The following is a 17,911-nucleotide window of genomic DNA, read 5'->3' as shown; positions in this document are numbered from 1 at the left end:
GGTTCTCGCCGTCGCCGGGCTTTCCGGAGTCAGCGGGTGCGCATCCCCGGAAGCTCCCCGGGAACCCCGGACCGGCACCGTGCTCATCGTCACCCGGGTCTCCCCCGTCGACGCGAAGCTGAGCTGGCACGGGAAGGCTCCGGGCGCCGCGGGACGGATCGTGGAGTTCGCCACCGAGCCCCGGGGGCCCTGGACGATCCTCACCTACGCGCCGCTCGGCCAGACCACGTACCGGCACCCGGATCTGATACCGGAGACCCACTTCTACTACCGGCTGCGGCCGTACTACGGACCCGCGTCCCGGCCGGTGGACGTCACGCTGCCGAAGGGGTCGTTCACCAAGGCGGAACAGCGCCAGGAGCACGATTGGGCGCCGCCGCGCACCATCCGGCGGGCCGGTGTCCGCACCAGCCCCGCCCGGCGGCCCGCCGCGACGCCGACCGATCTGCGCGCGAAGATCATGCACGCCAACGGCATCCGGTTCACCTGGACCGACCACGCAGAGGGCGAGCGGGACTATCTGCTGGAGAACCGGCCGCGGGGCGGCGGCTCCTTCCGTCCGGTCGCCGTGCTCGACCCGGACATCAACTCCTTCGGGCTGATCACCCTGCCGAACGAGAAGCGGGCCTCCTACCGGGTCCGGCCCGTGACCTACGGCGAGCGGTCCAACATCGCCCGGCTCACAACCGGCGAGCGGCCCGCCGGGCGCGGCTGAGCGTCGCCGCTCCAGTCCCCTGGGCGCCGCCGCCTCAGTCCGCTGGGCGCCGCCGCTTCAGTGCCCTGGGCGCCGCCGCCTCAGTCCCCCGAGCGCCCCGTCTCAGGCCCCTCGGCGCCACCGTTCAGTCCCCGATGTCCGCCGGGGACGGGGAGAGCACCTCCGGCAGCGGGGTGTGCCGCGCCCCGGCGATCAGGACATCGAAACCCCAGGCCAGCCGGTCCTGCGGGGACCCGGACAGCAGCCGCGGGCCGAGCGCGGCGATATGCGGATGGGTCCGCGGTGAGACGTCCCGCACCACCGCGGCGAGCGCCTGCCAGTCCGCCTGGTCCTGGGGGGTGTCGCCGGGGACCCGGTGGGCGTGCTCGGCCGCGGTCGCGGTGCCGTACTGCAGCAGCAGGTCGATCAGCCACGCGGCCCGGTCGGGCTCCAGGCCGCCCTCGTCCAGCAGCGTCAGCAGCGCCTCCACCAGCCGCAGATAGTGCTTCCCGAAGGGGCGGGCCACCAGCGCGGACTGGGCGAGGCCGGGGTACTCGAACAGTACCGAGGTGTACGAGGTGAGGATCCGCACCAGCCGGTCGTGCCAGTCGCCGCCCGCCCCGGCCGGGCTCAGGTCGACCTCGCCGAGAAGCTCGTCCAGGACCGCCGCATGCAGCTCGGCGATATTGCGGACGTAGACGTAGAGCGAGGCCGGCCCGGTGTCCAACTCCTTGGCCAGGCGGCGCATCGTGACCCGCTCCAGGCCCTCGGCACGCATGAGTCCGACCGTGGTGGCGATGATGCCTTCCCTGGTCAGGGCCGGTTTCGCCGGACGTTCCCGGCGGCTACGCGGGGCGGTGGGATGCGCTGTCATGGCGCCATCGTACCTGCCTGCGAACGCGTTCGTCACAGATGTGTTCGTCACAGACGCGTTCGTCACGAACGTGTTTGCCACGAACGTGTTCGTCACCCTACGCTCATCCCATCGCCGCGCACCGGCGCCGAGCCAGCGCCGAACCAGGGAGGCATTGCCATGTCCGGAGCACCTCGTATCGCCATCGTCGGAGGAGGTCTTGGCGGGCTGACGCTGGCGCGCGTTCTGCACGTCCACGGCATCGCCTCGACCGTCTACGAACTGGACGCCTCGGCGACCGCACGCGACCAGGGCGGCTCGCTGGACTTGGATCCCGAGTCCGGTCAGCGGGCGCTGCTGCACGCCGGTCTGCTGGAGGAGTTCCGGCCGCTCAGCCGCCCCGAGGACGGGGAGCTGCGGCTGCTCGACAAGGACGCCGCCGTCGGCTTCCGCAGCCCCGCGCCGGAACCGGGCGAGCGAGACGAGGGAAAAGAGCGGCCCGAGATCGACCGCAGGGCGCTGCGGGATCTGCTGCTGGGCTCGCTGCCCGAGGGGACGGTCCGCTGGGGCCACAAGGTGCGCGCGGTCGCCCTCGGCGTGGCGGGCCGGCCCACGCTCACCCTGTCCGACGGCCGGACCGTCGAGACGGATCTGCTGGTCGGCGCGGACGGGGCGTGGTCCAGGGTCCGGCCCCTGGTGTCCGACGCCGACCCGGTCTACTCGGGGGTCTCGTACGTGGACTGTCTGCTGCACGACGTCGACGCCCGGCACCCCGCCGTCGCCGAACTCGTCGGCCGGGGAACGATGTTCGCCCTGGCCGACGAGAAGGGGCTGATCGCCCAGCGCAACGGCGGCGACCGCATCCGCGTCTACGCCGCGGCCAAGGCGCCGGAGGAGTGGAGCCGTTCGGGCCTGATCGACCCGGCGGACCCGGTGGCGGCCAGGAAGCGGCTGCTGGACCTCTTCCCCGACTGGGACGAGGGGCTGCGCGCCCTGATCGCCGACAGTGACGGCCCGCTCGTCCCCCGGCCCATCCACGCCCTGCCCATCGGCCATCGCTGGGACCGGACGCCCGGCGTCACGCTCGTGGGCGACGCCGCCCATCTGATGTCCCCCTTCGCGGGGGCGGGCGCCAACCTCGCCATGCTCGACGGCGCGGAACTCGCCCTCGCCCTCACCACCCACAACGACCTGGAGACGGCTCTGAACGCCTACGAGACACCCATGTTCCCGCGCGCCGAAGAGGCGGCCGCGCAATCCGCCGACAACCTCACCGGCTTCTTCCGCCCGGACGGGCTGCGGATCGCCTGCGACACCTTCACCGCGGTCACCTCCGGCTCCGGCGGTGAGGCCCGATGACCACCCACCAGACCACCGGATTCACCATCGAGCCCTACCCCGGCCTGCCCCTGACGGTGCGGGACGTGGGCGCGGGCCGGCCCGTTCTCGTCCTGCACGGCGGCGGCGGACCCGCCTCCGTGACCGGCATCGTGGACCACTTCGCCGCCACCTCCCGGGTGCTGGCGCCGACCCATCCGGGCTGGGAGGACACCCCGCGGCCCGAGTGGTTCTCGGACGTGGGCGACCTCGTCGAGACCTATCTGGACCTGCTGGACGACCGCGACCTGCGCGATGTCCTGGTCGTCGGCGCCTCGTTCGGCGGCTGGGTCGCCGCCGAGATGACCGTGCGCGACCGGGCCCGCCGCATCGGCGGGCTGGTCATCATGGGCGCCTTCGGACCGCATATCGAGGGGCACGAGGTGCAATTCCCCACCGCACCGCCCGGCCCGCCCGGCCCGCTCGGACCGCCGCCCGGTCAGGGCTCCGGCGCACCGGCATCGGCATCGGCACCGCGCCGAGGCCCCTCGCCCGCGGCCCTCCAGGCTTTGGCGACCTACGCGGGCCCGACAAGGTCCGATCCGAAGCTGCTGCACCGGCTGGCCCGGGTGAGCGTGCCCGCCCTCGCGGTGTGGGGGGAGCAGGACACCGCCGTCCCGCCCGACTTCGGCCGCGCGTACGCCGCCGCCATCCCGGGGGCGCGGTTCGAGCTGATCCCGGGCGCGGGCCACATTCCCACCCGGGAGGCCCCGGAGGCCACGTTCGCCGCGATCGACGCCTTCGCGGCCGCCATCGTGCGGTAGCAGGCATCCGTCAGGCGGGGCGTCCCAGCTCCTTGCGGAAGAGCTCCAGCACATTGCCGCCGAGGATCTTCTCGACGTCCCCCTCGGGAAGGCCCCTTCGGACCAGCGCCTCGGTCACCAGAGGCAGTCCGCGGGGGCCTTCCAGGCCGGGGACCAGCAGCCGGGCATACTCCACGTCCTCGCAGCAGGGCGGGGTGGTGTCGCCGATGACCTCCTTGATGAAGTCCGGCCCCAGACCCACACGGCCGACGCCGATCACCTCGGCGATATGGACGATGTGATCCGCCAGCCGGTCCACCGTGCGATCGGCCTGGGCGGTGGCCAGGAACTCGCCGAGGAAGTTGACGCACACCATGCCGCCGGTCGCGGCGATCCCGCGTAGCTGCTCATCGGTGAGGTTGCGATGGTGGTCCAGGAGCGCGCGGGCGGAGGAGTGGGTGGCCAGTACGGGGCGGGTGGCCAGCTCCAGCACATGGGCGACCCCGGAGGCGCCGAGGTGGGAGACGTCGAAGAGGATGCCCAGCCGCTCCATCTCCCTCAGCGCCAGGACCCCGGCCTCGGTGAGCCGGCTCCCGGTGGCGTCCTCACCGCTGCCGTCGGCCAGGGCGGTGCGGCCCCAGTGGGCGAGCGAGGCGATGCGCACCCCGAGGCGGTGGAGGGTCGGGAGGAGCTCCACGTTCGCGTCCAGCCCGGGGGCGCTCTCCAGCGCGAGCACCAGGGCGATCCGGCCGTCGGCGAGGGCTGCGTCGATGTCGTCGCCGTCCAGGCACAGCCGTACCTCGTCGGCGTTGCCCTCGGCGAGGGTGTGGGCGCACTCGATCATCCGCAGCGTCTCGCGCAGCGCGCCCTCGGGGCGGAACCGGTCGTCGATGAAGACCGGCAGCACCTGCACATCCACTCGGCCCTCGCGGAGTTGCGGCAGCCAGCGCTCCCGGAAGTAACCGGCCCAGCGGTGCGGTGGGCGGGCGGTGACGGCGATCAGCAGGTCGTTGTGGGCGTCGGCGACGACGGCGCGCTGGTGAAGCTCACGGCTCATAAGGACGACGGTGGCCTTTCGTGGGACGTTCGCGGAACGTTCGTGGGACGGGAAGCGGCGTCGGCCATCGTGACGTACGCGCCTGCCGCCGAGCCATGGGATTTCGGTGCGACGGCGGCGGGCGGAATCCCCGAGCCCGTCGGCCGGGTGAGAGGATCGGACGGACGGGCCCGAGGGACGGAGGCGGGAGATGTCGGTGGAGATCACCTGGTGGGGGCACGCCACCGCGACCGTGTGGGACTCCGGGGTGCGGGTGCTGACCGACCCCCTGTTCGTACGGCGCCTGGCGCATCTGCGGCGCCGCCGGGGGGCCGTGCCACCGGCGGCCGCGGCGGTGGCGGACGTGGCACTGGTCTCCCATCTGCACGCCGACCATCTGCACCCCGGCTCGCTGGCCAAACTGCTGCCCGGCACCCGGCTGGTGGTGCCGCGCGGGGCCGGGCGGGCGGTGCCCGGGCTGCGGCGGGTGGTGGCGGCGCGGGGGCTGCGGGTGACCGAGATGGCACCGGGTGATGTGTGCACGGTCGGCGAGGTGCGGATCCGGGCGGTACCGGCCGAGCACGACGGGCGGCGGCTGCCGTACGGGCCGAGCCGGGTGCCCGCGCTGGGGTATGTGCTGAGCGGCGAATCGACCACGTACTTCGCGGGCGACACCGGGCTGTTCGACCGGATGGCGGAGGCGGTGGGCGAATGCGATGTGGCACTGCTCCCGGTCGGCGGCTGGGGGCCCTACCTCGGCCCCGGCCATCTCGACGCGGGCCGCGCGGCACAAGCGCTGGCCCGGCTGGGGGCGCGGTGCGCGGTGCCGGTGCACTACGGGACGTACTGGCCGATCGGCATGGACGCGATCCGTCCGCATGAATTCCACACCCCCGGCGACGACTTCGTGCGCCACGCCGGGCGGCTGGCCCCCGACACGGTGGTGCACCGGCTGGGGCACGGGGAGTGCGTCCGGCTGGAGCCCGCCAGGTGATGGGGGATCTGGCGAAGCTGGCGGACGTGGTCGATCTGGCCCGGAGCGTGCCGTCCGAGTCGACCCAGCAGGCGGTGGGGTATCCCTCGCTGTTCCTGCTGGTGGTGTTCGGGTCGCTGGTGCCGGTGGTGCCCACCGGTGCGGTGGTCTCCTCGGCCGCGGTGGTCGCCATCCACCAGACCGCTCCCCCGCTGTCGCTGCTGGTGGTCTTCGGGGTGGCCTCGCTGGCGGCCTTCTCGGGCGACGTGATGCTCTACTGGCTCGGGCGGCGCGGGGTGGCTTCGAAGAACGGCTCGCGATGGCTGGAACGAATCCACGACCACGCGGCACCGGAACGGCTGGACCAGGCACAGGCTCGGCTGGAGGAGCACGGCGTGGCGGTCCTGGTGCTGTCCCGGCTGATTCCCGCGGGGCGGATACCGGTGATGCTGGCCTGCCTGCTGGCACGCTGGCCACTGCGCAGATTCGCCCGCGGCGCCGCACCCGCGGCACTGGCCTGGGCGGCGACGTATCAACTGATCGGCATCCTGGGCGGCTCGCTCTTCCCCGAACCATGGGAGGGCGTGGCAGCGGCCGTGGTGCTGACGGTGGTGATCAGCACGGCCCCCGCGCTGTGGCGACGGCTACGACGCCGCACCGCGGGCGACGCCCGAAGCGAGGCGGCGGGCTGACGGCGCCCCCTGCGAGCCGGAGCCGGGCAGCCGCCGTCGTACCGGCCAGAACGTCGACCCCGAGGCGGCCAGTCGGCTCGGTTACTCAGGTTGAACTCGTGGAGTCCGGCCGTCTGATCGCGTCGTCGTCCATGGTCAGACCGGTGGGTGGCAGACAGCCGTCGACCAGGTGGAGCCGGTACTGGATCTTCTTGAGCTTCCGCTTGATCACACGGGTCAGGTGGGCGAGGTCGGCGGCGGGGAAGTCGGCCAGATGCCGCTTGAGCAACGACCAGATCCCCTCGGCCGGGCTCAGCTCCGGCGCGTAGGAGGGCATCTGGAAGATGCGTAACCAGTCCTTGTGCTCCTCGGCGAAGTCCGCCAGCTCCTTCACCAGATGCACGTTCAGGTTGTCCCAGCACCACACCACCGGGGTGCCGAGCTGAATGTGGGTCATGACGATCAGGTCGCGGTACTGGCGCCAGGAGAACGCCTTCGGCTCGCCCCGGCGCGCCGCCTCAAGACGCACCCACTCCCGCTTTTCCTGCTCCTTGGGCGTCAGCCCGCCCCCATGCGCGTACCGCATGACGACGTCGTACCGCAACGATCAAGAACCGTCACTGAGCCGAAGCCCAGGAGTCGTCACCTGCGGAGCCGCGTGAGCCGGCGAAGCGGAACAGTCGAAGCAGTCTGGTTGTCACCAACAAGGCATGTGACTTGGCACAGGCGCTCATTCAGCTACCCGGCGAGATCGCGGAACAGACCCTCGAGGTCCTGTTCGCCGTCCCGGGTCTGGGCGCCGTTGGCCAGCCCGGCGCCCATGAGCTGTGCTGTGGCGGGGCGGAATACGAGCCCGGCCCAGGCGTCGTTCTCCCGCGCCAGGCCATCAGAATGATCGCGAAGGGCGATGGCGCGCTTGGCTGCCGCGACGACGCCGCCGGGCAACGCGGCTATGTTACCGGCGAGGCGGTCGACGAACGTGTCGAGCTGGTCGGCGGGGACGGCTCGGTTGACCCAGCCGTACCGCTCCGCGGTCTCGGCGTCCATCAGGTCGGCGCCGAGCACGATCTCCAAGGCACGGTTACGGCCGAGGCGCTCGGTGAGGTACTGCGTGCCGCCGCCGCCGGGGACGATGCCCATGAGGGCTTCGATCTGGCCGAGCCCGGCCTTGCCGATCGCTGCGAACGCCATGTCCGCGGCCACGACGAACTCGGCTCCGCCGCCGCGCGCCTTGCCTGCGAGCTTGACGATGGTCACCTGAGGCTGGCGGCGTAGTTGCTCCCCGACGGCCTGGAAGACGTTGACTCCGTCCGGCAGGTCGGCCATGAGTCCGGCGAGGGCGTCCGGGGTGGCGGTCATGTCGACGTGGGCGAGGAAGAAGTCCGGGTCCGCGCTGTCGAACACGATCACGCGTACGGTGTCGTCGCTGGCCAGCGTGGTGAGCAGGCGCCGCACATCGGTCATGACCGCGACGCTGAGGACGTTGACCGGCGGGTTGTCGATCGTGACGTGCGCGACTCCGTCCTTCTGGCTGACCTGCAAGGTTTGGTAGGCGTCGTGGCCCATGGCTTCGCCCCTAGGTATCTGGCAGGAATCTGGTTCCTGTTGTATACCTACTGTGAAACCGTGTTTGACCTGCGTCAATAACGCACTTCAGGCATCCTAGGGATCGTGGAGGATACCGCCATGGCCACTTCTGAGATCTACCGGGCCATCGCCGAGCACGACGTGGTGTTCCGGTCCGACTGTCCGAGCCGGCCGATCCTCGATCAGATCGCCGACAAGTGGTCGATGATGGTGATGGCGGTCTTGGTCGAACCACGTCGGTTCAACGAGATCAAGCGCCGCCTCGATGGCGTCACGCAACGCGTCCTCACGCAGACCTTGCGTCGGCTCGAACGCAACGGGATGGTCGAACGCCGCGTGCTGCCGACCTCGCCGGTCGGCGTCGAATACTCGCTGACCTCCCTCGGCGAATCCCTGCGCGAGCCGTTCGCTCACCTCTACGACTGGACCGTCGCAAACGCCTCCGAGATCCAAGCACGCCAGCGCGACTACGACCAGCGAGCCCCGCGCTGACACCACGGCCATGAAGCCGAGCCGGAGCGAGCGGCACCTGCACGGCCCGGTGACCTGTGCCGTCCGCCGACCGCGACCGGCGACTCAAGCTCATGCGGAGAGCCGTGACAGTTGGGGAGACGGTGCCGATGGTGTCGTTCATCGAAGAACTGAGGGCCGCGGCCCCGGTGTAAGCGCGCTGCCCTGATCAGTCCGGGTGACGTGATCGGCTACGACGGCGAGTGGCGCACGGTCAAGGAGGCGTCGACCGCGCAGGGGCCAATGGGCGGGACAGCCGTCGTGGTCACCTGGGAGGAGGGCGGCACGGCCCGCTTCCCCGCCGGGGACGAACTCCTCCTGAAAGGAGCAGACGCCGACTGACCTGCCGCTGGGCCCCGCCCTGTCAGGGGCGGGGCCCAGCGACGTTTTCCGTATCCGTATCCGGCCCAACCGGCCAGGGCCAGGGCCGACCGCTTCCCCGTCGACCTCGACATGCCGCACGGCACCGCGGTGGAACCGGGACTCCGAGGTGAAGCCCAGCATTGCTTGAGCAACGGCGAGGCAGACGGGTTCAGAGTCTGTCAACTGCGGTGGACGGCCGGGGCGCCCCCCGGCCCGGCGCCCGGCGCCCCGTCCCACAGCCCCGGGCGGGTGGCACCCGGAAGCGGGGTGGCGTCCGGACACCGATGGCCTCCGGGAAGGGGCGGGGTCAGCCGTCCAGCCGCAGCACCCCGCGCAGCGCACGCGTCAGCGCGGCCTCCGGGTCGGGCACCGAGCGTTCCACCCGCCAGGCGACGAAGCCGTCGGGGCGGACCAGGACCGCTCCGTCCGGGGCGGTGCCGTGCAGTTCGGCCCAGTCCACGCCCGGTTCGGGGGCGAGTTCATGGTCCGGTCCGTCGCCCACCCGGTAGCAGTCCAGCGGTACGCCGAGGGCGTCGGCGGCGCGGTGGCCCGCCTCGTACCAGGAGGCGCCGCCCGGCCCGGTGAGCAGCACACAGGTGCGCTCGTACAGGTCGAGGGTGGACAGCCGCACCCCGCAGCGGTGCACCCACATATGGGGTGCGCGGCTGCCGGGTTCGGCCGAGACCGTGAAGTGGTCGGGCACCGCGGGCGCGGCGGGGTCGGCGCCGACGACCGCGCCGCGCACATAGCGGTAGCCCATGGCGACGGCCATGACGTTGCTCTGCGGGCCCCGGTCCTCGGTGGCCGGTGCCGAGTAGCCGGGGTGGCTGTGTTCGGCCGAACGGGCGGCGGCGCGGGCGCTGGTGGCCTGGGCGACCGGCCGCCGCTCCACGCCGTAGGTCTCCAGCAGCCCGGGGCCCGCCCAGCCGCCCATGACGGCGGCGATCTTCCACGCCAGGTTGTGGGCGTCCTGGATACCAGTGTTGGAGCCGAAGGCGCCGGTGGGCGACATCTCGTGCGCGGAGTCCCCGGCGAGGAAGACCCGGCCGTCGGAGTAGCGGTCGGCCACCCGCTCGGCCGCGTGCCAGGGCGCCTTTCCGGTGACCTCCACCTCCAGGTCGGGCATGCCGACGGCGGTACGGATGTGCTGGGCGCAGCGCTCGTCGGTGAACTCCTCCAGTGCTTCGCCGCGCTCGGGGTGCCAGGGGGCGTGGAAGACCCACTGCTCCTGGTTGTCGACGGGCAGCAGCGCCCCGTCGGCCTCCGGGTTGGTGAGGTAGCAGGCGATGAAGTGGCGGTCCCCGACCGCGTCCGCGAGCCGCTTGGCGCGGAAGGTGATGGACACGTTGTGGAACAGCTCGCCGCGTCCGCTGTGCTCGACGCCGAGCGCCTCGCGCACCGGGCTGCGGGGGCCGTCGGCGGCGATGAGGTAGTCGGCGCGGACCGTGGAGCGCCGTTCGGATCTGCGGTCCAGGAGCACGGCGGTGACCCCGTCCGCGTCCTGCTCGAAGGAGATCAGCTCGGTGGAGAACCGCAGATCGCCACCGAGCCCCTGGGCCGCGCTCAGCAGCACCGGCTCCAGGTCGTTCTGGCTGCACAGGCACCATCCGGCAGGGCTGATCCGGGCGGCCTTGCCACCCGGGTCCATTTCCCGGAAGAGCCAGTTGCCCTCCGCGCCGGTCAGGGACGGGGTCTGCAGAATTCCGTGGTTGTCGGCCAGGACGGACGCGGCCTCGCGGATCGCGGACTCCACTCCGGCGGTGCGGAACAGCTCCATCGTCCGGATGTTGTTCCCCCGTCCGCGCGGGTGGTGCGAGGTGCGCGGGTGTTTTTCGACCAGTAGATGACCGATCCCCAGTCGGCCCAGGAACAGTGAGGCGGACAGGCCCACCAGGGAGCCGCCCGCGATGAGGACGGGCACACGCTCAGCATTGTCGGCAAGACGGTTCATTGTGCTGCTATGCCCGGTGCTTCCGGGCTCTTCCGAGACGCTGACGAGGCGTTCGCTCGGATGGCTCACATATCTCGCGCCATTGGTGGGTGCGCCCCACGATCGTCTAACGGGCGGGTGTCCTCGATGCCCGGAAGGACGCGTCCGCGAAATAAGGAGTGGTATATGAGCACCCTGTCCGACATTCCGGAGACCATGGTGAGCCAATCGCCGACGACCGTGGAATCCGCGCTCACCGACACCAGATTGCGCGTCGTCTTGCTGGTGCAGGTCAACAGCGGTGCCGAGCAGCGCTTTCTACATGCCTATGACCAGTTGTCCCGACAGGTGGCCGCGGTGCCCGGGCACATCAGCGACCAGCTCTGCCAGTCGATCGAGAATCCCTCCCAGTGGCTGATCACCAGCGAATGGGAAAGCGCCCCGCCGTTCCTGGCCTGGGTGGACTCTCCCGCGCACCGGGAGATGGTCAAGCCCTTCCACGGCTGTGTCGAGGACACCCGCTCGCTGCGGTTCAGCATTCTGCGGGAGACCCTGACCGCCGGATCCGCGCCGGTCGATGTCACCACCCGGGGTGTCGACGCCGCGCTGCGGGTCGGCGACGGGCTGGTCCGGCAGGCGCTCACCTTCACCGTGAACCCCGGCAGCGAGGACAGCGTCGCCAAGATCCTCGCCGATTACGCCTCACCGGAGGCGCGGGTCGACCAGACCACCCGGCTCTCCCGCACCTCCGTCTTCATGAGCGGCAACCGGGTCGTGCGGGCCGTGGAGGTCAAGGGCGACCTGACCGCGGCACTGCGCTTCGTGGCCCGGCAGCCGGAGATCAAGGCCGTCGAGGAGGCCATCAATCCGTATCTGGAGGAGGACCGCAACCTCGACGACCCCAGCTCGGCACGGGAGTTCTTCGCCCGGGCGTCGCTTCCGGTGGTCCACCACATGACGACCGGCGGCCCGCGCCCCGCCCAGGGCGTCCACCGGCACGCCCTGCTCTACCCGGTCAAGGCCGGCTGCGGACCGGCGGTGGCCAGTCTGCTGGCCCGGCAGGACGAGCTGGCGGTGAACAAGGAGATGACCGCGGAGCAGTCCGCCAAGACCCTGCTGAGCAGCACCATCTTCCAGCGTGACGACATCGTGGTCCGGCTGGTGGACCTGAGCGTGCCGCTGGACCGGCACCCCGCCATGGCGGCCGGTGTGAGCGGACGGCGGGCGGCCGCCGTGCTGGGCCGTCTCCTCGACCTCGGGGCGGACGGGGCGGTGATCGACCTCTCCATGGACGACGGGCTGCGCCGCTTCCTCGCCGACTGCGACATGACCCCGATCACCGACCGCCAAGCGGCGGACCACTGACGACCCCTTCCCCCTTCGCACCTTCCCACCCCCTGTGGCGCGGACCGCGCAACGCTACCTGGAGGAACTCATCATGACCACGCACTCCCCTCTCGTCGTCGACCTCGCCGCGGTCGCCCCCAACCGCCGGCGCGGTGGCGATGTGCGCGCCATGCTCACACCGCCGCTGGTGGGCGCCACGAGCGGCTTCATGGGGATGGCCATCGTGGGGCCCGGTGAACGGGTCACCGAGCACTACCACCCGTACTCCGAGGAGTTCGTGTACGTCGTCAGCGGCGACATGGAGGTGGACCTGGACGGCGAGGCGCATCCGCTCCGCCCCGACCAGGCGATGCTGATCCCCATCAATGTGCGGCACCGGTTCCGCAATGTGGGCAGCACCGAGGCCCGGATGGTCTTCCACCTCGGGCCCCTGGCGCCGCGCCCCGAGCTCGGTCATGTGGACACGGAGTCCGCCGAACCCGCCGAGGCGACGTCGTGACCCGACGGGTGGTGGTCACCGGGCTCGGCGTCGTCGCCCCCGGGGGCCTGGGCGTTCCGGCGTTCTGGGACATGCTCACCGCGGGCCGTACGGCCACCCGCAACATCACGCTCTTCGACGCGGAGCGGTTCCGCTCCCGGATCGCCGCCGAATGCGACTTCGACCCGCTGGCCGGCGGTCTGACCTTCGAGCAGATCGAACGCTCGGACCGCTATGTGCAGTTCGCGCTGGTGGCGGCCAAGGAAGCGGTCCGGGACGCCGGGCTGGACCTCCAGGCGCTCAACCCCTGGCGGATAGGGGTCTCCCTGGGCAGCGCGGTCGCCGCCTCCACCCGGCTGGAGCAGGACTACGTCAAGGTCAGCGATGCCGGAGAGCACTGGGACGTGGACCACCGCAAGGCGGGTCCGCATCTGCAGCACGCCTTCTCCCCGAGCGCACTGTCCTCCGGGGTGGCGGAGCTGACCGGTGCGCAGGGCCCCGTGCAGTCCGTCTCCACCGGCTGCACCTCCGGTCTCGACGCGATCGGATACGCCTTCCAGGCGATCGAGGAGCGCCGGGCCGATGTGTGCATCGCCGGGGCCGCGGACTCGCCGATCACCCCGCTGACCGTGGCCTGCTTCGACTCGATCAAGGCCACCTCGGCGAACAACGACAACGCGGCCACCGCGTCCCGGCCGTTCGACGCCCACCGGGACGGCTTCGTCCTCGGCGAGGGCGCCGCCGTGCTGGTGCTGGAGGAGCTGGAGCACGCCCGGGCCCGAGGGGCGCGGGCCTACTGCGAGTTCCGGGGCTTCGCCACGTACGGCAACGCGTACCACATGACCGGTCTGACGCGGGAGGGACTGGAGATGTCCGAGGCGATCGACCACGCGCTCGGCCACGCCCGCGTCAACAGCGACGAGATCGACTACGTCAACGCGCACGGCTCGGGCACCAAGCAGAACGACCGGCATGAGACGGCGGCCGTGAAGCGGTCCCTGGGCGAGCACGCGTACAAGACCCCCATGAGCTCGATCAAGTCCATGGTGGGCCATTCCCTGGGGGCGATCGGCGCCATCGAGGTGGTCGCCTGCGCCATGGCGCTCGCCCATGGCGTGGTGCCGCCGACGGCCAACTACGAGACCCCCGACCCCGAATGCGACCTCGACTATGTCCCGCGCACCGCCCGCGCCCTCCCGCTGCGCAATGTGCTGTCGGTCGGCAGCGGGTTCGGCGGCTTCCAGTCCGCGGTGGTGCTGGGCCGGACGGACGGGAGGGCGGCATGAACGCGGCGATGAACACCCGGAACCGGGGCGCGGCCATCACGGGCCTCGGGGTGATCGCCCCCAACGGGGTGGGCACCGACGACTTCTGGAAGGCGACCCGGGAGGGGATCCCCTGCCTCGACCGGATCTCCCGCGAGGGCAGCGGCCACTTCCCGGTCCGGATCGGCGGCCAGGTCCGCGGCTTCGATCCGGGGTCGATGATCGAGGAGCGCTTCCTCGTCCAGACCGACCGCTTCACCCACTTCGCGATGGCCGCGGCCGATCTCGCGCTGGACGACGCCCGGCTGCCGGTGGACGACATGTCGCCGTTCGCGGTCGGCGTGGTGACCGCCTCCGGTTCCGGGGGCGGCGAGTTCGGCCAGCGCGAGCTGCAGCAGCTCTACGGCAAGGGGCCGCGCTATGTGGGCCCGTACCAGTCCATCGCGTGGTTCTACGCGGCCAGCACCGGCCAGGTCTCCATCCGGAACGGGTTCAAGGGCCCCTGCGGGGTGGTGGCCAACGACGAGGCCGGCGGTCTGGACGCGCTCGCGCACGCCCGCCGGTCCATCCGGCGGGGGGCGGACGCGATGGTGGCCGGCGCCTCCGAGGCATCGCTGGCCCCGTACTCCATCGTCTGCATGCTCGGCTGGGACGAGCTCAGCCGGGCCCGCGACGCGGGCCGGGCCTATCTGCCGTTCACCGAGGACGCCTGCGGATTCGCGCCCGGGGAGGGCGGGGCGATGCTGGTCGTGGAGGAGGAGGGGGCCGCCCGGCGCCGCGGGGTGCCGATCCGGGGCTTCATCGCGGGGTACGGCTCCACCTTCACCGGGGCCTCCCGGTGGGAGCGGTCCCGGGAGGGGCTCGCCCAGGCCATCCGCGTCGCCCTGGAGGACGCGGAGTGCGCGCCGGAGGAGATCGACATGGTCTTCGCCGACGCGCTCGGCGTGCCCGAGGCCGACCGCGCCGAGGCGCTGGCCATCGCCGACGCCCTCGGGCCGCACGGCACCCGGGTCCCGGTGACCGCGCCGAAGACCGGCTTCGGCCGGGTGCACTGCGCGGCGCCCACGCTCGACGTGGTGGCCGCCGTGCTCTCCATGGAGCACCGCGTCGTGCCCCCGACCCCGTACGTCACCGACGTCTGCCATGAGCTCGACCTGGTCACCCGCAGCTCCCGCCCGGCCGAGCCGCGGACGGCGCTGGTGCTCAGCCGAGGGCTCATGGGTTGCAACGCGGCGCTCGTGCTCCGCGGACCGGAAGGAGATTACTGATGTCCAGTCAACTGTCCTATGGGGAACTGGCCACGCTGATGAAGCGGTGCGCCGGGCTCACCGTCGATCCGGACACGATGCAGACCCGGCCGGACTCCACCTTCGAGGAGTACGGCCTGGACTCGCTTGGCCTGCTCGCCATCGTCGGTGAGCTGGAGAACCGGTACGGCACCCCGATCGAGCCGGGTGCCGAAAGCTGCAAGACCCCCGGGGACTTCCTCGACGTCATCAACACCTCACTTACCTCAGGAGCATGAAGATGGCAGGCCACACCGACAACGAGGTCATGATCAAGGCGCCGTTCGACCTCGTCTGGAACATGACCAACGACCTGGAGAACTGGCCGCAGCTTTTCAGCGAGTACGCCTCGGTCGAGGTGCTCCAGCGGACCGGGGACACCACCACCTTCCGCCTCACCATGCACCCCGATGAGGACGGCAAGGTCTGGAGCTGGGTCTCGGAGCGGGAGACGGCCCGCGATGTACGCACGGTATGGGCGCGGCGCGTCGAGCCCGGCCCCTTCGCGTACATGAACATCCGCTGGGAGTACGAGGAGGAGTCCGAGGGCACCCGCATGCGCTGGACCCAGGACTTCGAGATGCGGCCCGACGCGCCGGTCGACGACCCCACGATGACCGACCACATCAACCGCAACTCCCGTATCCAGATGGATCTGATCCGGGACAAGATCGAGCAGCGGGCCCGGGAGACGGTGAGGGCATGAGCGTGTACCGCACCATGATCGTCGCCAAGATGCAGCGGGACGCGGCCCCCCAGGTGGCCAAGATCTTCGCGGAGTCCGACCGCGGCGAACTGCCCAAACTGATCGGCGTCACCGGCCGCAGCCTCTTCCAGTTCGGCGATGTGTATCTGCATCTGATCGAGGCCGACCGGCCGCCGGCCACCGAGGTCACCAAGTACGCCAAGCACCCGGAGTTCCGCGACGTCAGCGCCCGCCTCCAGCCGTATATGCAGGCGTACGACCCGGCGACGTGGCGCGAGCCCAAGGACGCCATGGCGCATGAGTTCTACCGCTGGGAGCGCGACGCGGGCTAGCGGACGCGTCCCGCCGCACGGGGCCGCCGACGGAGTTCACAGCTCCCGGCGGCCCTTTCCTTATGCCCCGTCAGCGAAAATCTCACACTACTGGGCTCATCGGAATGATGTCTGCTGAAAAGGTGAAAGGACGTCAGTCCATTCGCGCGGCAAATGAGTGATCATTGCGCTTATCTACACCCAGAGGGCTTACAACCGAGCAGATCGCAGGCCGCGCCGAGTGGCAGGGGAAGCCCTCTTCGCTGACGGTGGTTAAGACGCCGATGCGATCCCTTTATCTGGCAAATAGTCAGTATCGTGACGGCGCCGGAAGGAATGACTCATGCGATCTACTCGCGCGCTCTTCACCGGGGCGGCGATTGCCGCCACCCTGACCCTGGGCGCCCCCGCCGCCGCGTTCGCCGCCGACGTCTCGGACCCGGGCGGTCACGGTGGGTACTCGAGCAGCCAGGAGTCCTCCGAGGACGGCTACGGCCAGGGCGGCAGCTCCTGGAAGGACAAGGACGACCACGGCCGCGAGGACGGCCGGGAAGACCACGGTCGCGAGGACGGCCGGGAAGACCACGGCAAGGAAGAGATGAAGGGCAAGGACGAGGGCGGCGACTTCGACCACGGCAAGGACGAGGGCCGCGACTTCGACCACGGCAAGGACGAGGGCCGCGACTTCGACCACGGCAAGGACGAGGGCCGGGAGCGCGACCACGACTGGTCCGGCGGCTCCTGGAAGGACCACGAGAAGGGCGACAAGCCGCGCGGTGGTGTCCACACCGGTGGTGGCGGCATGGCCACCACGGGCAGCGGCATGGCCGCCGGCTCCGTCCTGCTCCTCGGTGGTCTCGGCGCCGGCGCCTACGCCCTGCGTCGTCGCAAGCCGACCGGCACCGCGATCTGAGCCTGACGCTTTCGTAATTCCGTGCTGCCGTGGCACCTCCGCCGAGCGGTGGTGCCACGGCAGCGCCACGAGCGCTGTGAAAAGCGGCTGTGAGAAAAGCACTGTAAGAAAGGCGCTGTGAGAAAGGCGAACACCCCTATGGGAAAGCCGGCCAAGCAGGGCGCTGCCGACAGCAACACCCGCATCCTCCGCTGGGGCGCCGCGTCGGCCCTCATCGGCGTATTCCTCATCTACAACTCCGTCGACGCCGTCTCCCAGAACACCCCGGCGTCGGCCCGGCCCACGGCCAGCGCCCCGGCGTCCATCTCCGAACCGGAGAACGACACTTCGGCCGAGGACGACTACGCGGACTCCCCGGAGTCGACGGCCGCCCCCGAGTCCCGTCCCGGACCCGCGCTGCCGCGCTCCCCCGCATCCCATCTGGACATCCCCTCGATCGGCGTGAGCGCGCCCTTCACCCCCATCTCGCTGGACGCGTCGGGTGTGCTGGTCCCGCCGCCGGACACCGAGCAGAACCTGGTGGGCTGGTACGAGGGCGGCCCCTCCCCCGGTGAACGCGGCAACGCCATCGTGGCCGGGCATGTGGACACCAAGATCGGCCCGGCGGTGTTCGCCACCCTCAGCCAGCTCAAGCTGCAGGGCAAGGTGGACATCACCCGCGAGGACGGGATCGTCGCGAGCTTCGTCGTCGACAAGATCAAGACGTTCAAGAAAAACGACTTCCCGGACCAGAAGGTGTACGGGGACACCCCCAACGCCCAGCTACGGCTGATCACCTGCGGTGGGGCCTATGACCACACGGCCAAGGACTACACGGCCAATGTGGTGGTGTTCGCACACCTCAGCTCGTACCGCTACAGCTGACGGA

The 17,911-nt window shown here is 71.0% G+C and carries 20 protein-coding genes and 2 pseudogenes; 16 read left to right on the top strand and 6 right to left on the bottom strand.

Translation table 11 applies throughout. The annotated features are described in order from the left end of the window. Window positions 1-79 precede the first annotated feature (79 nt). Window positions 80-715, top strand: a complete 636-nt coding sequence (locus STRVI_RS11300; RefSeq protein ID WP_014055781.1) for a fibronectin type III domain-containing protein — start codon at window positions 80-82, stop codon at window positions 713-715. Window positions 716-839: 124 nt separating this feature from the next. Here STRVI_RS11300 and STRVI_RS11295 read toward each other — a convergent pair whose 3' ends face one another. Then, the gene (locus STRVI_RS11295) at window positions 840-1,568 is read right to left on the bottom strand and encodes a TetR/AcrR family transcriptional regulator (RefSeq protein WP_014055780.1); all 729 of its coding nucleotides are present in this window, start codon (window positions 1,566-1,568) and stop codon (window positions 840-842) included. 159 nt (window positions 1,569-1,727) lie between these two features. Between STRVI_RS11295 and STRVI_RS11290 the strand changes: the two genes are divergently transcribed. Further along, entirely contained in the window at window positions 1,728-2,906 is a 1,179-nt protein-coding gene (locus STRVI_RS11290) for an FAD-dependent oxidoreductase (RefSeq protein WP_014055779.1), read from the top strand. Next, window positions 2,903-3,688: an alpha/beta fold hydrolase gene (locus STRVI_RS11285; RefSeq protein WP_014055778.1), complete on the top strand. Its 786-nt coding sequence runs from the start codon at window positions 2,903-2,905 to the stop codon at window positions 3,686-3,688. Before STRVI_RS11290 ends, STRVI_RS11285 begins: the two co-directional genes overlap by 4 nt. A 10-nt stretch (window positions 3,689-3,698) precedes the next feature. Here STRVI_RS11285 and STRVI_RS11280 read toward each other — a convergent pair whose 3' ends face one another. Beyond that, on the bottom strand, window positions 3,699-4,724 hold the full coding sequence (locus STRVI_RS11280) for a dipeptidase (protein WP_014055777.1): 1,026 nt from the start codon (window positions 4,722-4,724) through the stop codon (window positions 3,699-3,701). A gap of 190 nt (window positions 4,725-4,914) precedes the next feature. On the opposite strand from STRVI_RS11280, the gene STRVI_RS11275 reads away from it, so the two are divergent. After that, entirely contained in the window at window positions 4,915-5,697 is a 783-nt protein-coding gene (locus STRVI_RS11275; protein WP_014055776.1) for an MBL fold metallo-hydrolase, read from the top strand. Further along, complete coding sequence (locus tag STRVI_RS11270) at window positions 5,697-6,368, top strand: DedA family protein (protein ID WP_014055775.1); 672 nt, start codon at window positions 5,697-5,699, stop codon at window positions 6,366-6,368. The genes STRVI_RS11275 and STRVI_RS11270 overlap by 1 nt, the downstream gene beginning before the upstream one ends. An 85-nt stretch (window positions 6,369-6,453) precedes the next feature. Here STRVI_RS11270 and STRVI_RS11265 read toward each other — a convergent pair. Both STRVI_RS11265 and STRVI_RS11260 read right to left on the bottom strand, forming a co-directional pair. After that, window positions 6,454-6,858: pseudogene (locus tag STRVI_RS11265) on the bottom strand (transposase); the annotation flags it as partial. A 227-nt stretch (window positions 6,859-7,085) separates the two neighbouring features. Continuing rightward, on the bottom strand, window positions 7,086-7,913 hold the full coding sequence (locus STRVI_RS11260) for an enoyl-CoA hydratase/isomerase family protein (RefSeq protein WP_014055773.1): 828 nt from the start codon (window positions 7,911-7,913) through the stop codon (window positions 7,086-7,088). Between the two features lie 120 nt (window positions 7,914-8,033). Between STRVI_RS11260 and STRVI_RS11255 the strand changes: the two genes are divergently transcribed. After that, entirely contained in the window at window positions 8,034-8,426 is a 393-nt protein-coding gene (locus tag STRVI_RS11255) for a winged helix-turn-helix transcriptional regulator (protein ID WP_014055772.1), read from the top strand. 201 nt (window positions 8,427-8,627) lie between these two features. Next, on the top strand, window positions 8,628-8,786 hold the full coding sequence (locus STRVI_RS52570; protein ID WP_167543200.1) for a hypothetical protein: 159 nt from the start codon (window positions 8,628-8,630) through the stop codon (window positions 8,784-8,786). A gap of 125 nt (window positions 8,787-8,911) precedes the next feature. On the opposite strand, the pseudogene STRVI_RS56355 reads toward STRVI_RS52570, so the two are convergent. Both STRVI_RS56355 and STRVI_RS11250 read right to left on the bottom strand, forming a co-directional pair. After that, window positions 8,912-9,005, bottom strand: a pseudogene (locus tag STRVI_RS56355) (IS982 family transposase); the annotation flags it as partial. Window positions 9,006-9,114: 109 nt separating this feature from the next. Beyond that, window positions 9,115-10,758: an FAD-dependent oxidoreductase gene (locus STRVI_RS11250; protein WP_014055771.1), complete on the bottom strand. Its 1,644-nt coding sequence runs from the start codon at window positions 10,756-10,758 to the stop codon at window positions 9,115-9,117. A 165-nt stretch (window positions 10,759-10,923) separates the two neighbouring features. Between STRVI_RS11250 and STRVI_RS11245 the strand changes: the two genes are divergently transcribed. The 9 genes from STRVI_RS11245 (at window position 10,924) to STRVI_RS11205 (ending at window position 17,907) form a co-directional block, all read left to right on the top strand. Next, entirely contained in the window at window positions 10,924-12,102 is a 1,179-nt protein-coding gene (locus STRVI_RS11245) for a SchA/CurD-like domain-containing protein (protein WP_014055770.1), read from the top strand. A gap of 73 nt (window positions 12,103-12,175) precedes the next feature. Continuing rightward, on the top strand, window positions 12,176-12,583 hold the full coding sequence (locus STRVI_RS11240; RefSeq protein ID WP_014055769.1) for a cupin domain-containing protein: 408 nt from the start codon (window positions 12,176-12,178) through the stop codon (window positions 12,581-12,583). Further along, entirely contained in the window at window positions 12,580-13,848 is a 1,269-nt protein-coding gene (locus STRVI_RS11235) for a beta-ketoacyl-[acyl-carrier-protein] synthase family protein (RefSeq protein WP_014055768.1), read from the top strand. The genes STRVI_RS11240 and STRVI_RS11235 overlap by 4 nt, the downstream gene beginning before the upstream one ends. Then, entirely contained in the window at window positions 13,845-15,095 is a 1,251-nt protein-coding gene (locus STRVI_RS11230) for a ketosynthase chain-length factor (RefSeq protein ID WP_014055767.1), read from the top strand. Before STRVI_RS11235 ends, STRVI_RS11230 begins: the two co-directional genes overlap by 4 nt. Beyond that, the gene (locus STRVI_RS11225) at window positions 15,095-15,352 is read left to right on the top strand and encodes an acyl carrier protein (protein ID WP_014055766.1); all 258 of its coding nucleotides are present in this window, start codon (window positions 15,095-15,097) and stop codon (window positions 15,350-15,352) included. Before STRVI_RS11230 ends, STRVI_RS11225 begins: the two co-directional genes overlap by 1 nt. A gap of 2 nt (window positions 15,353-15,354) precedes the next feature. After that, the gene (locus tag STRVI_RS11220; protein ID WP_014055765.1) at window positions 15,355-15,819 is read left to right on the top strand and encodes an SRPBCC family protein; all 465 of its coding nucleotides are present in this window, start codon (window positions 15,355-15,357) and stop codon (window positions 15,817-15,819) included. Beyond that, complete coding sequence (locus tag STRVI_RS11215; protein WP_014055764.1) at window positions 15,816-16,151, top strand: TcmI family type II polyketide cyclase; 336 nt, start codon at window positions 15,816-15,818, stop codon at window positions 16,149-16,151. The genes STRVI_RS11220 and STRVI_RS11215 overlap by 4 nt, the downstream gene beginning before the upstream one ends. 322 nt (window positions 16,152-16,473) lie before the next feature. Beyond that, on the top strand, window positions 16,474-17,043 hold the full coding sequence (locus STRVI_RS11210) for a hypothetical protein (RefSeq protein WP_014055763.1): 570 nt from the start codon (window positions 16,474-16,476) through the stop codon (window positions 17,041-17,043). A 138-nt stretch (window positions 17,044-17,181) separates the two neighbouring features. Next, window positions 17,182-17,907, top strand: a complete 726-nt coding sequence (locus STRVI_RS11205) for a class F sortase (RefSeq protein WP_014055762.1) — start codon at window positions 17,182-17,184, stop codon at window positions 17,905-17,907. Window positions 17,908-17,911 lie beyond the last annotated feature (4 nt).

This window comes from Streptomyces violaceusniger Tu 4113, from assembly GCF_000147815.2.
In the GTDB taxonomy this organism is placed as follows: Bacteria; Actinomycetota; Actinomycetes; order Streptomycetales; family Streptomycetaceae; genus Streptomyces; species Streptomyces violaceusniger_A.
The sequence above is the reverse complement of the archived record's forward strand: the minus strand, read 5'-3'. Positions and strand labels throughout refer to the sequence as shown.